Source organism: Halobacillus litoralis (assembly GCF_009856355.1).
GTDB lineage: Bacteria > Bacillota > Bacilli > Bacillales > Halobacillaceae > Halobacillus > Halobacillus litoralis_B.
Window position 1 is genome coordinate 17,904 of the sequence record NZ_WMEW01000002.1, and the last position, 12,174, is coordinate 30,077.

The following is a 12,174-nucleotide window of genomic DNA, read 5'->3' on the forward strand; positions in this document are numbered from 1 at the left end:
ACCTCCTATTATTTCAATTGTTCTGCAATACCGAACCAGACGACATACGCATGCTCAGCCTCTTCCATGACCATTTGGTACAGGAACCCTGTACGGTCGCGCCATATTCTGTCCGATTTTTCTAATGGAACCATGCCTTTTGTCATGTCTGTTCCAATCAAGAGCAGACGGCGCTGAGGGTGCTGGTTTTCCCACGTAATGAACGGTTCCAGCCAGGCCCACCCTTCTTCGGTCTCTTTGGAGATGAATTCAATGTTTTCAAGAACAAGCTGATTCGTGTCCGGTAATACCGCCTCCTGTGTTTTTACATTGATCCACGTGTATTCCTGGTGACGGTCGATCCATTCTTCTTCCACCCATTTTCCTTTGCCGTTATAGGCGCCACCTGTAACAAATTCCATGACATCCCTCCTGCTCTCTTCAGTTTGACCTTGACCCCCTCACCAGGGTGCACCGGGTAGGTCCAGAGGGGTGTGCCTGTTATCCAGCTGACCATTTCCCTGAGCGGCCCCCCGTGTGTAATGACGGCGGCCGATTGCACCGGCTGTTTTGTGACCGTTCTCAGGAGATGCAGCAGAAAGCGCTCCACCCTCCTTTGGACATGGGCATAACGTTCACCATTCGGTGGTGTATGATGATCGGGACGGGAGATCCACGCCCGGTAGGCATCCACATCCTTTAAATCCTCATATGTACACTTTTCCCAGTCCCCGAAATGGATTTCCCTCAGGGATGAGGACCTCCCAAAGCGGCGCCCGGGAAACAAAAGCTCCGCCGTTTCCACACAACGGATCAGGTCACTGCTGTAAATCAAATCTGCCGCAGGAAGCTGGTCTTTGATTTTTACGAGTTTCTCTCTTCCCTCTTCCAGGAGCGGAAGATCACTCCAGCCGATGTACTGCTTCTGCCTGTTCCCTTCTGTTAAGCCGTGACGAATAAAATAGATATCCACCATACGATCCACAGCAGTGTTTCCCCTCCTTCTACAGCTGCACCTAAAACATCACCCGTGATTCCTCCGAACGACTGGATGGACAAACGCCGCATCCACCCATACAGCACAAGGGTGGATAAAAAGGCCAGAATGACCGGAATCCAGAGGGAATGGTAACCAACCATGAAAAAGGTGATGAGAATAAAGTTCTGCAGGAAACTGATGATCAACAGCTTCTTTTCATAAGCGGATTGAAACCATACACACAATCCTTCCTGTTTGGCAGGGGGCGTCCACGCAAAATGATAGAGAAGAATATTTCTGCTGAACCATGGGATGACAAGCAGCCCGGACGCAAACGCCGCAAAGGAAATGTGCAGGGTTTCCTGTAAAAACAAAAAGCGGACCGCAAGGAGAAGAAGGACAGACAGAACTCCAAAGGCACCCGTCCGCGGATCACTCATAATCTCGAGTCGTTTTACGATGGACTGGTAGGAAAAATAAGCATCTCCAGTATCCATCCACCCATCCAGATGGATCCCCCCTGTCAACACACTGCTTATAATCATAGCCGCAAGCGCAATACCTCCATCAGACATAGGCGTATACACATCGAGCAGGAAAGCAGCGGACAACGCGCCCCCTCCGGCTGTAAGGCCCACCCAGGGAAGACTTACCATAGCTCCCTTCAGCTGTGTATGCTCCATCGGAAGCGTCCGCCGGACAGGTAAAACGGAAAAGAATTGAAAGGCCAGCAGGACCCCTTGGAACCACGCCTTCATGATGACAGCCCCTTACCATTTAATACATGCATAAGAGCAGCTGTATCCACTTCTTTTTCCAGGTGGTCTGCCACTTGATCATAAGGATCCCTTTGTTCAGGATTCTCAAAAATGAGTGGAAGGTTCTTTGTCCTGCGCAGCTTGTTCAACCAGTCTGAACGGAAGCTGTCATTATGAAAGACGTGATGCAGGTGGGTGCCTATCACTCTTCCATCCTCCAGGACGGCTCCTTCCTCACAACCTTCAAGAATGAATAAAGGAGAAAGTTCACCAGCTTCGCGGGTGACCTCCCCGAGGTGGATTTCATATCCTTCTACGGCTGCCCTGGTGAAGCCGCTGGAAGGATGCACCTCTCCCTGCACCCGCTTCGTCTGCTTATTCCTGTGAAAAACCGCCGACATCGGCAGGATTCCCAGCCCTTCCCAGCAATCTTTCTCATCTGTCAGCTGCTGCGTGAGCATTTGGTAGCCGCCGCATATCCCGGCTGCAGTTCCTCCTTTATGGATAAAAGAGATGACAGCCTCGGCCAGCCCCTTATGACGCAGATCCTGCAGATCTTCAATAGTGCTTCTCGTCCCTGGAAGAATGACAGCATCCGGAGAGCCGAATTCTTCCGGCTTGTACACATAGCGGATACTGACATCCTTCTCCTTATAAAAAGGGTCCACATCCGTAAAGTTGGAAACATACGGAAAAACGATGACAGCGAGGTCAACGGCCCCGGAAACAGATGAAATGGCTGCCGGCCTTATCGACAGAGAATCCTCTGCTTCCATATGATGTTCGATATGCGGGAGTACACCAAGGACAGGAAGTCCTGTGTACGCTTCCAGCCACTCCCTGCCATCTTCAAACAAGGCAGGGTCGCCGCGGAATTTATTTATAATGATTCCCTGGACCCTTTTCCTGTGATGCGGCGGGAGCAGCTCCAGTGTACCGATGATGGAAGCGAACACTCCACCCCTGTCAATATCTGCCGTCAACAGGACAGGAACGTCAGCCAAGTCAGCGACACACATATTGACCAGTTCACGATCATTCAAGTTCACTTCTACAGGACTTCCGGCTCCTTCAATAATGATATAGTCAAAAGAGGTATTCAGTATGTCAAGGCTGTGCTTAATGGCTTGAAGCCCCTTTTCATAAAAGCCCTCGCGGTAGTCTCTTCCTGAAAATGTCTTCATCGATTCCCCGAGACAGATCACCTCCGCACGCTGATCACTTCTCGGTTTCAATAGTATAGGATTCATTTCCGGCAGAGCCGGTGTCCGACAAGCCTCTGCCTGGACGCCCTGGGCCCTGCCGATTTCTGTTCCCCATTCAGTCACATAGGAATTATTCGACATGTTCTGTGACTTGAACGGGGCCACCCGGTATCCTTGATTGGAAAGCCAACGGCAGATGGCCGTCACAATGAAGCTTTTCCCTACATTCGACGCCGTACCTTGAATCATAAGTCCCTTCATAGCGACGGCCCCTTTTTAAGCTGGGCATGCCCGGACTGCATATGATAGGCATACTCGGCCATGGAAACCAATTTCACATGGAGAGCTCCCAGCAGCTGTAAATATTCTTCAATTGCAGGTGGATGGTCAGCTGCATCAGAAAAAAGATCATTGGAAACAATAATGAGCTGATCCGCCCTTTTGGATAACTGATCCATTTCATCCATCATACCGGTCACAAGATCCTCTATGTTCCCATCCCCGCCCATCTGCATCCATTCATTCGTCGCCCAAGTCGTCAGGCAATCCAGAAGGACAACGCTCCCATCAGGGAAAGAGGCTTCTGATGGCCGTACCGGATGCTCATGGAGAACCCACGTGTGCATTGAACTTTCTCTGGATTTTTGATGATGGTGAATTCGATGCTGCATCTCTTCATCTGTAACAACGCCTGCAGCAATATAATGTAATCGGTGTTCTCCCGTTTCGGCAGCTGCCTTTTCAGCTGTCCGGCTCTTCCCACTTCTAACTCCGCCAATTACTACTGTAAGCATAGGCTTCTCCATTTACCCAGAGCACGGAGAAGCTGTTCGTTTTCTTTCCGCTGCTTCACAGCCCCCCGGATAAAGGTGCCGTTCAATGAGGCAAAGTTATTCGTATGCCGTACAGCTATTCCTTCCTGCAGAAGAAAGCGGACCATCTCATTCGCTTGACTGTGAAATGGGTCTTTCATGAGAAAGAAATTTGTATCAGTGGATAAAGGGGAGAATCCCAGCTTCTTCAGTTCAAGGAAAAGGATGGCTTTTTCCCTTGAAACAGCAGCGGCTGTCCGGCGTGCGAAGCCTTCCTGACTTAAACAATAGAAACCGGCTTCCTCAGCCAGTGCATTTACACTCCATGCAGGCTGCAGTCGGCTGAGCTTTTCGATTAAGGCGGCACCGGCTAATAGATAACCGAGCCTCAGACCCGGGATGTTATACATCTTTGTCAGCGACCGCAGCAAAAGGACGTTCGGAAATTCAAACAAATCCGGCGAGAAGAAAGGTTCTCCAGAAACAAAATCAAAAAAAGCCTCATCAATCATGACTTGGACACCATTGAATTCGCAGAGCTTTAACAGCTCATACAATACATCAGGCTGATACGTTCTGCCTGTGGGGTTGTTCGGATGACAAAGCATTAAAACATCCATCCTTTGGAGATGAGGAAGGATATCTGGAAGAAACAGATCAAAGGTTCTCCCCTCAGATACATAAAGTTCAACGATCTCACAGTCATAGGCTTCGCACGCTTTTTGATACTCCGAAAAGGTAGGGTGGATGATACCGATCCGCTTTCCCTGCCAGAGCCGGGCACATAAATGGATCAGTTCCGAAGCTCCATTGCCTACAAGGACGTTTTCAGGCAGAAGGTACTGGTTTTCAGCAATCCTCCCCCTGAGCCGTTGTTGATCCAGATCAGGATATTCATGAATCAAGGACAGATGGTTCTCCAAATGACTAATCAGCCCGGGTGGTGCCCCGTATGGATTGGTGTTCACACTAAAATCTGTAATCGTTTCCTTCGGTTCTTTTCCCTGCATTTGATATAGTTTATAAGGATCTGCCCCATGAGACGGCCAGTTCAAATCCCATTCCCCCTAACCAGAGCAGAACAATCCATGCTGCCACCGTACGGGTTAACAGCTCATTGATCTGCATAATATGTATGTTGGACAGCTCATAGTTGGGAAAACCAATATACGGCCGGAAAGACTTTTCACCGAAATAAGAATTTTCCCCACCTAATTGCACCCCCAGCGATAAAGCGGCGGCTGCTTCCCCCCAGCCACTGTTTGGACTCGGGTGATGAGCGGCCTGTGAAGGAAGATGACGGAACCTCCATCGCTTTTCATGGAAGGTTCCACTGGATATGATGATGGTCACCACCGCCGTTAAGCGGCTTGGAATATAGTTCAATACATCATCCATTTTTGCCGATGCAAACCCGAAATGTTTGTATCGGTCTGTTTTATAACCAAGCATGGAGTCGCACGTATTAACCGCCCGGTACAGCAGAGCCAGCGGCGCCCCGCCGATGAGGGCGTAAAAAAGAGGAGCCGTGACGCCGTCACTCACATTTTCCGCTACGGTTTCCACCGTCCCACGGACAAGTTCCCTCTCCATTAGTTGGTCTGTGTCACGACCGACAATCCATCCAAGCTCGGAACGGGCGGCGTTCCAATCACCCTCCTGCAAAGGGAGATAAACCTTCATGGCCGCTTCCTTCAACCCTTTCCCTGCTATGGTTGTCCATATGAGAATTCCTTCCAGGGCAATTGAAACTGGATGACTCCATAACGCGGCCGCCTTCACCACTGCCCAGGTAAGCAGACATACAGAACCCGTGACGACTCCCCAAAGAAGCCACCCTTTCCAAACCCGATGCCGTCCTTTGTTCCATCTCTTTTCGAGGACGGAAATAAATCTCCCCATCCCTACAACAGGATGAGGCATTTTTTTAGGATCTCCAAAGCAGTAGTCCAGCAGACAGCCAAGTGTCAGTGCAAGCAGATGGGAAATCATATTCCTTCCTCTTTTCGATCGAGGTATCGAGCGATCGCTTCTTTGGAAGCTTTGTACACAGCAGGGCCGACCGCTCTGCCTAAAGAAGAAATGGTTCCTCCATATTCCAGCACCGTTCCCTGCTGTGTCCCTGCGATTAATATACTGTCGGTAGAAGTTCCTGTAGCGGTTGTACCGGATAGAGGATCCTTAATATCCATATCCGTCACAGCCTTCACTTTAGCTTCTGTCGCGGTCATCAGACTTTGTGCAAAAGCTTGTTCAGATAAATGACCATCTATGAAAACCCATGTGTTGATTGTCCCCGGAACAGCTTCCTGCATATGGCGGTTGTTGTGGACGACATCTACAGCATTTCCAGTTCCAGCTGTCACAACCACAAGCACCGTGAAGTCTTCTTTCTCTACAAATACAGTAGAAGCGTCTGTCACTTTGGCTGCCGTCATCATGCCTACGGTCCTGTACGTCTGACAGCCGTAACGTTCAGCTTCAGTAATCAGATATCCAGCCGGATCCTCACAGCGGAAGGAATGATCCACCTGTATGTTCATGAATTCTTCAAACCAACCGAAACCAGGGTTCAGAACCGCAGAAGAGTAACACTTTAAAGGTCGGAGGCTCTTATAATACACACGACTTTCGGAAACTTCCAGATGATCAGGAGAAATGACGGCTTCAGGCTTTTGATCTTGATAGGAGGGAACGACATTTGTAAATGGCTTTGAAAAAGAGGGATGAGCATGGACATGGATTTCCGATTGGTAGACTTCTGATAAATGCCCTACCTCCAGCACCTCTTCGGGTTCATCCAGTGCACGGATGCTCCCTTGATCCAAAAGCAGAAGCCGGTCACAGTACATACTCGCTAAGTTCAAGTCGTGAAAGATGGCGATGACCGTCAGTCCGTCCTTCAGAGACCACTGCTTCAAAGCATCCAGCATCTGTTTTTGATAACTGAAATCCAAATGATTCGTCGGCTCATCCAATAGAAGGATCCCGGGTTTCTGGGCTAGAGCCTGGGCAAGAAAAACACGCTGCCGCTCTCCCCCGCTTAAGGAAAGTAACGACTGGTGTCTAAACCGCGTTACACCCGTCTGCTCCATCACTTCTTCCGCAATACGGTAATCCTCTTTTGTCCACTGTTTGAAAAGGCCCTTTTGGTAAGGGTATCGTCCTATTAACACCGTCTGCTCCACTGTCGTCGAAAAAGACACATCATGATGCTGCGGCAGGACAGCCATTTCCCTGGCCGTTTCTTTCGCGGTCATCTGACGGATCGGACGGCCTTGAATGACAACATCTCCTCTTATAGGCAATGTCCCGTTCAAAGCTTTAAGCAGCGTTGTCTTTCCACTGCCGTTCGGACCGAGGACTCCGAACATTTCTCCTTTATTTACAGAAAAAGAAAGATCATGAAGAATGTCGTGGTCGTAGCCGGCATAGAGATGTTGAATGTCAATCATGAACTTCTTCCTCCTTTTCGTCTTCGTATGAGAATCACTGCGAACATCGGTGCACCGATAAGAGCGGTCACCACCCCGATAGGAAGCTCGGAGGGGGATACAATCGTCCGGGCCAGTAAGTCCGCAAGAATTAAAAATGCGCTCCCATTCAACACACATAATGGAATAAGGTGCCGGTGGTCGCTTCCAAATATTTTCCTGCAGATGTGCGGAATGACCAGTCCGACAAAACCGATGGTCCCCGATACCGCTACAGCTGCTCCTGTCAGGATAGAGGCAGCGGACAGAATCATATATTTCTGGCGTTCTACGTGGACCCCCAGCTGTTTCGCCCGTTCCTCTCCAAATGTCATGGCATTCAATTCCTGGCCTGTGAACATGAGTAATAAGACGCCGATAACAAAGAAAGGCAGCATCAAATGCACATAATCCCAGCCCCGGTTGCCGACACTCCCAAGAAGCCAGTTGATAATCTGACGCAGCTCCTCTCCTGTTAAAGAAATCATAAGGGAGATGAATGATCCGAGGAATGAACTGAAGATAATACCAGTTAAAATAATTGTCGTCATGGACATCGAACGATCCACGAGACGGGCAAAGCCTACGACAATAAAAATAGTACAAATGGCTGCTGCAATACTTACAACCGGAAGAGTAAAAGAACCGGCAAAGGGAAGAGTGATGCCCAGGAACAAAACAGCCACAGCCCCCACTGATGCACCGGAAGATACCCCGAGTGTATAGGGATCCGCAAGTGGGTTTTTAAGCAGACCTTGAAAAGCGGCTCCGGATATCGCTAATGCGCCGCCGACCAATCCTGCCAGAACGACCCGGGGGAGGCGTATCTGCAGAATGATCGCCTGCAGTGTAGGATCAGTTCCTTCAGACATATGTAAAAAGGGAAGCAGCTGCCCGCTGATGATGCGGGCAATAGCTTCAAATGAAATCGAGACACTGCCAAGAGATGTCCCGAGGAAAACGCTGAAAACTAAAAGCAAAACACTTCCCGTATAATGAGTGGCCTTATTCGCTAAAAACGTCTGGATATACGGCTTCTGCAAGTTCCTGAACCCCTTCGGTTAAACGTGGACCCGGACGTGTGACAAGATCGGAATGGACATCATAAACCTGCTCGTCTTTAATGGCAGGAACTGTGTCCCAGCCATCCCGGCTTAATACACTGCCTTTAGGATCTTCGGTGTAATAGCCGTACGTCGTAATAATAACGTCAGGCTGCAGTTCAACGATAGCTTCATTGTTCATCTTGAACCAGCCTTCCTGATCCCCTGCGACGTTTTCCGCCTGTATAGTAGTCAGCATTTCATTCAAAAATGTCCCTTGTCCACCTGTGTAGATTTCGGGTTCCGGTGCCACTTCTACAAAGACATCTTTTTTATCCTCTTCAGCAATCGCGGCCCCTTTCTCTTCTATTGCAGCCAGCTCTTCCTGCATATCAGAAACAATGGCTGATGCTTTATCGCTCGTTCCTGTAATATCACCAATGGTTTCAATGCTGTCATACACCGCATCAAATGAAGAAGCATCCTGAACGACGTATACCGCTATTCCTGCATCACGGATCTGCTGCAGGGCTTCTTGTGAGGTATGAGCCCCTGAAGCGTGCGCAAGAACAACATCCGGCTCAAGAGAAAGGATTTTTTCCACATTCAAGTCCTGTCCTCCGATGGTTTCTTTTTCAGTGGCTTCTTCCGGGTAGTTGGCGAAATCACTGACCCCGACCACCTCTTCATTTAATCCAAGCGCGAACAGAATTTCCCCGTTACTTGGAATGGTGCTGATAATCCTGTCCGGTTCTTCTTCTATGGTTATTTCGTTATCCATAGCATCGGTTAAGGTCAGTGGAAAACCACTGTCTTCTCCAGCTTCTTCCGTTTGCTCAGCCTGCTGATCAGAAGAACCGGTTTCCTCTTCCCCCTCTGATGCACAGCCGGCCAATAGTCCGATGACAAACAGAACGGCTGAAAACTTTCTCCATAAATGTTCCATCCTTCTTCCTCCCTTGTTTTGGAACACAAAAAAACACATCCCGGTAAAAAGATGTGCACCATTAGAAAACACCACAGACGGGCCTCCTCTAATCTTCCGACACACCTTCCTATCCGCGTAGGCTTTTTGGTGTTTAAAGCAGGCAGGTCTCCTGACTCCGGGTCACCGAGCCCCGCTCCTTCCCATACGCCGGGCGTACAGTGGATGATCTGCGGGTCTCTCTCCGTTACAGTGGCGGGACCGTGCTGGAATTTCACCAGCTTCCCTATTAAGCAATTGATGACAATCAATTGCGCCTGCTTTTCCCATATGTAATTCACTTCTATTGTAAACGAAATTGAAATAAATTGCTCACTTTTTCTTTCATTCTGTCGGACTTTATCTATTCCAACCTGAACTTCATCCACCAATGGCGTCCCCCGACATCCCTTGTCAGGAATCAGCCATGTCACTCACATCCACTAAAGAAGCCTGGATGATATAACGTTCCGGTGCATCGCCAACAAAATTAAACGGATAACAGGTGGTCAACGTCAATGTAGGCTCCTCCTTATCCACGATGACAGACCGGTCACCGGCATCCGTCACCCACGTTTTATCCACTTTGTACTCATACCGCTTTTGCTCATATTCATAATAAAGGGAATCTCCTTCATTGATGTCACCAAGATTCGTGAAAACCGTCTCTCTGTGCCCGCTTAGAACCGTGTGTCCTTTTTCATCAGGAGTTGTCGTCCACTCACTCACATACATTCCGACTCCGCGTTTCAGTGAATCCTCATCCGCTCCCCAGTAGGTTTTATACCCTTTGTTAAGAAACGGGATAATCAGCCTTCCCATCTCTTCTCCTTTTTGGTAGGCAGATACATCCTCTGTATAGGTTTTTTCTTCCTCAGCCGGTTTACGATCAGGTCCATCCATGACTTTCATTTCATCAACTTTTTCAGAGGTTTCCTGCCAAGTACCGATTTCTTCTTCGGATACCTTCTCCACTGCCCCTGCAGCATTCCACCATTGAAACCCGTAAAAAAGAAAAATAGAAAGACCGATGGTTATGATACCGATGAGAAACTTATTCATAAGAAAACCTCCTGTTCCATTCAAATAGAAAGGGAGAAGCCGCACAGCAGCTTCTCACCCTTTTCTCTATGCGGATACTTTTCTTCTGTATAAGAGGACAGCTCCGGCACCAGCGGCAGCAAGGGCTCCAGCTAATGCATAAAGCGGCTCGTTGGAAGAAGTATCCGGAAGTTCGCCACCGGCTGCTTCTTCAATCGTTTGTGCGTCCAGAACTTCCTGAGGAATTTCAATAGATCCGACCCCGTTGAAATTGGAAAGGGTCACATCTGAAGACTGGCTGATGGTCACAGATTCACTGCCTTCTTCGAACATCATTTCCATATCGAGCATCATACCTGTCATGTAATGGTTCTCTTTATCAACAGTGACTTCATAAGAGAAATCTTTAATTTCTACTCTTTCCAACATTTCCTGGATCGTTTTCTGCATGTCAGCAGACTGATCAGAGCTCTGCTGGCTTCCTGAGGACTGCATCATCTGTGTTGTCATTTTCAATAGTTTTTCCCCGTCACCTTCATAAGTGAGGACATAAGCCCCCTCTTCTTCACTGACCTTCATCTCTGAGGCGAGCGGCATTGCCTGACTCATCTGGCCTTCTGCCATCATCACTTTCTGCAGATTTCCAATGTCACTGGACGTTTTCACCCAGCCCTGTTCAGGAATCTGGACATAATAGCCCTCTTCAGTCAGATAAGCTTCGGTCTCCTGGCCGGCCCCATTCATCGTCAGATGCATTTTCAAAGGATCCATAACGACATCTGCTTTTGAATCAAAAGAGATGGCTCCCTGCTCGCCACTACTCATCTTCGGCATTGTCTGCTCAGAAACCGAATGGATGGTATAACTGTCCAGGTCCATCATCGCCTCATTTGATTTCTTCAGGATGTCTTCCGCACTCATATCCGCTGCAGCGGCTTGGATTGGCAGGGAAAACAAAACAGCACCAGCCATCATCGTACTCAAAAACTTTTTCTTCATCCAAACACTCCCGTTTTTTATTGGCTTCCACGGTGAGTTCCTATGTATGTATATTCCTAAAGCTGACTTCACCCACTATTTTCCACCTGTTACCCAATATCCCATATCAACGATTCATAAACATAAAATCCTAAATTTTCTACAAATTTATACCAAATGATGTCGAAGGATTGGGTCTATCGTCGGTCCCGACCATCGTCATATAGGAGATAGATACAAGGTGCCATCCGGGTGGACTTGACCCGCTGCAATTTTTTCAACAGATGGATAGCCGGCTGCGATGATCTTTTCCTGAAGCCACTCTTCACTGAATCCACTCTTCTGCAGCTGTTTCTTGACGACTTTTCCATCCATGATCACAAGATAAGGAAAAACTGCCGTCTGTGTGACCAAATTCAAATCCGAAGGTGTAACCGGGGCAGCCTCTGCCTTCTTTAAGACACTCACAGTCCCATCGGTTTCTAATACAGCTGCCTCAACGTGAGTAAAGCTGAAGACACCTGTTTTCCTTAGTTCTGCAATCAGTTCATCCACCGTAAACCGAACCTTTTTCATTTCCTTTAGTTGAATACGACCATTTTTCATTAATACGGTAGCTTCACTGTTAAAAATACGTCGGACCAAGAGACTTTTCAACGTCAAATGGTCAATGAGAAACACAAGGCCTGAAAATAATCCAAGCCCCAGGATACCCCGATGAAGCGAGACACTCGGGGATAGAAACGTTGTTGCGGTCATACTTCCCAGTGTGATCCCGGCAATAAAATCAAAGAGCGTCATCTGTGATGTCAATTTCTTTCCAAGCGTCCGGGCTAAGATGTACAAAATAAAAAATAAAACGATGCCGCTCCCCATATACAAGACCGTATTCATCAGGTAGCCCCCTTTTCATCATAGATTTAGCTTTCCATGAATGAGCCG

General features: G+C 48.3%; 13 protein-coding genes and 1 riboswitch. All 13 genes read right to left on the minus strand.

The genetic code is table 11. The annotated features are described in order from the left end of the window. Positions 1–8 precede the first annotated feature (8 nt). The 13 genes from GLV97_RS03895 to GLV97_RS03955 all read right to left on the minus strand — a co-directional run bounded on the left by GLV97_RS03895 (position 9) and on the right by GLV97_RS03955 (position 12,126). Entirely contained in the window at positions 9–401 is a 393-nt protein-coding gene (locus tag GLV97_RS03895; protein ID WP_160835937.1) for a bifunctional adenosylcobinamide kinase/adenosylcobinamide-phosphate guanylyltransferase, read from the minus strand. Beyond that, on the minus strand, positions 305–955 hold the full coding sequence (locus tag GLV97_RS03900; RefSeq protein ID WP_237418578.1) for a histidine phosphatase family protein: 651 nt from the start codon (positions 953–955) through the stop codon (positions 305–307). Before GLV97_RS03900 ends, GLV97_RS03895 begins: the two co-directional genes overlap by 97 nt. Further along, complete coding sequence (locus GLV97_RS03905) at positions 922–1,716, minus strand: adenosylcobinamide-GDP ribazoletransferase (RefSeq protein WP_160889085.1); 795 nt, start codon at positions 1,714–1,716, stop codon at positions 922–924. Before GLV97_RS03905 ends, GLV97_RS03900 begins: the two co-directional genes overlap by 34 nt. Then, the gene (locus tag GLV97_RS03910; RefSeq protein ID WP_160889086.1) at positions 1,713–3,182 is read right to left on the minus strand and encodes a cobyric acid synthase; all 1,470 of its coding nucleotides are present in this window, start codon (positions 3,180–3,182) and stop codon (positions 1,713–1,715) included. The genes GLV97_RS03905 and GLV97_RS03910 overlap by 4 nt, the downstream gene beginning before the upstream one ends. Beyond that, positions 3,179–3,715 carry a bifunctional adenosylcobinamide kinase/adenosylcobinamide-phosphate guanylyltransferase gene (locus GLV97_RS03915; RefSeq protein WP_160889087.1) on the minus strand — a complete coding sequence of 179 codons (537 nt, stop codon included), beginning with the start codon at positions 3,713–3,715 and terminating at the stop codon, positions 3,179–3,181. Before GLV97_RS03915 ends, GLV97_RS03910 begins: the two co-directional genes overlap by 4 nt. Continuing rightward, entirely contained in the window at positions 3,703–4,788 is a 1,086-nt protein-coding gene (locus GLV97_RS03920) for a pyridoxal phosphate-dependent aminotransferase (protein ID WP_160889088.1), read from the minus strand. The genes GLV97_RS03915 and GLV97_RS03920 overlap by 13 nt, the downstream gene beginning before the upstream one ends. Then, positions 4,754–5,722 (minus strand): adenosylcobinamide-phosphate synthase CbiB, encoded by a 969-nt coding sequence (gene cbiB / locus GLV97_RS03925; protein ID WP_160889271.1) that lies wholly within the window; start codon positions 5,720–5,722, stop codon positions 4,754–4,756. Before cbiB ends, GLV97_RS03920 begins: the two co-directional genes overlap by 35 nt. After that, positions 5,722–7,188 carry an adenosylcobinamide amidohydrolase gene (locus GLV97_RS03930; RefSeq protein WP_160889089.1) on the minus strand — a complete coding sequence of 489 codons (1,467 nt, stop codon included), beginning with the start codon at positions 7,186–7,188 and terminating at the stop codon, positions 5,722–5,724. Before GLV97_RS03930 ends, cbiB begins: the two co-directional genes overlap by 1 nt. Continuing rightward, the gene (locus tag GLV97_RS03935; RefSeq protein ID WP_160835944.1) at positions 7,185–8,249 is read right to left on the minus strand and encodes a FecCD family ABC transporter permease; all 1,065 of its coding nucleotides are present in this window, start codon (positions 8,247–8,249) and stop codon (positions 7,185–7,187) included. The genes GLV97_RS03930 and GLV97_RS03935 overlap by 4 nt, the downstream gene beginning before the upstream one ends. Continuing rightward, positions 8,212–9,195 (minus strand): ABC transporter substrate-binding protein, encoded by a 984-nt coding sequence (locus GLV97_RS03940; protein WP_160889090.1) that lies wholly within the window; start codon positions 9,193–9,195, stop codon positions 8,212–8,214. The genes GLV97_RS03935 and GLV97_RS03940 overlap by 38 nt, the downstream gene beginning before the upstream one ends. Positions 9,196–9,319: 124 nt before the next feature. Next, positions 9,320–9,510, minus strand: a riboswitch (cobalamin riboswitch). A 117-nt stretch (positions 9,511–9,627) separates the two neighbouring features. Next, positions 9,628–10,275: a class D sortase gene (locus GLV97_RS03945; RefSeq protein WP_160889091.1), complete on the minus strand. Its 648-nt coding sequence runs from the start codon at positions 10,273–10,275 to the stop codon at positions 9,628–9,630. A gap of 66 nt (positions 10,276–10,341) precedes the next feature. After that, entirely contained in the window at positions 10,342–11,253 is a 912-nt protein-coding gene (locus GLV97_RS03950; protein ID WP_160889092.1) for a DUF6612 family protein, read from the minus strand. 198 nt (positions 11,254–11,451) lie between these two features. After that, positions 11,452–12,126 carry a DUF421 domain-containing protein gene (locus tag GLV97_RS03955; protein WP_160889093.1) on the minus strand — a complete coding sequence of 225 codons (675 nt, stop codon included), beginning with the start codon at positions 12,124–12,126 and terminating at the stop codon, positions 11,452–11,454. Positions 12,127–12,174 lie beyond the last annotated feature (48 nt).

Coding starts and splice junctions, on each gene's coding strand:
- GLV97_RS03895 (WP_160835937.1), bottom strand. CDS start 401: ATGGAATTTGTTACAGGTGGCGCCTATAACGGCAAAGGAAAATGGGTG.
- GLV97_RS03900 (WP_237418578.1), bottom strand. CDS start 955: ATGGTGGATATCTATTTTATTCGTCACGGCTTAACAGAAGGGAACAGG.
- GLV97_RS03905 (WP_160889085.1), bottom strand. CDS start 1,716: ATGAAGGCGTGGTTCCAAGGGGTCCTGCTGGCCTTTCAATTCTTTTCC.
- GLV97_RS03910 (WP_160889086.1), bottom strand. CDS start 3,182: ATGAAGGGACTTATGATTCAAGGTACGGCGTCGAATGTAGGGAAAAGC.
- GLV97_RS03915 (WP_160889087.1), bottom strand. CDS start 3,715: ATGCTTACAGTAGTAATTGGCGGAGTTAGAAGTGGGAAGAGCCGGACA.
- GLV97_RS03930 (WP_160889089.1), bottom strand. CDS start 7,188: ATGATTGACATTCAACATCTCTATGCCGGCTACGACCACGACATTCTT.
- GLV97_RS03940 (WP_160889090.1), bottom strand. CDS start 9,195: ATGGAACATTTATGGAGAAAGTTTTCAGCCGTTCTGTTTGTCATCGGA.
- GLV97_RS03945 (WP_160889091.1), bottom strand. CDS start 10,275: ATGAATAAGTTTCTCATCGGTATCATAACCATCGGTCTTTCTATTTTT.
- GLV97_RS03950 (WP_160889092.1), bottom strand. CDS start 11,253: ATGAAGAAAAAGTTTTTGAGTACGATGATGGCTGGTGCTGTTTTGTTT.
- GLV97_RS03955 (WP_160889093.1), bottom strand. CDS start 12,126: ATGAATACGGTCTTGTATATGGGGAGCGGCATCGTTTTATTTTTTATT.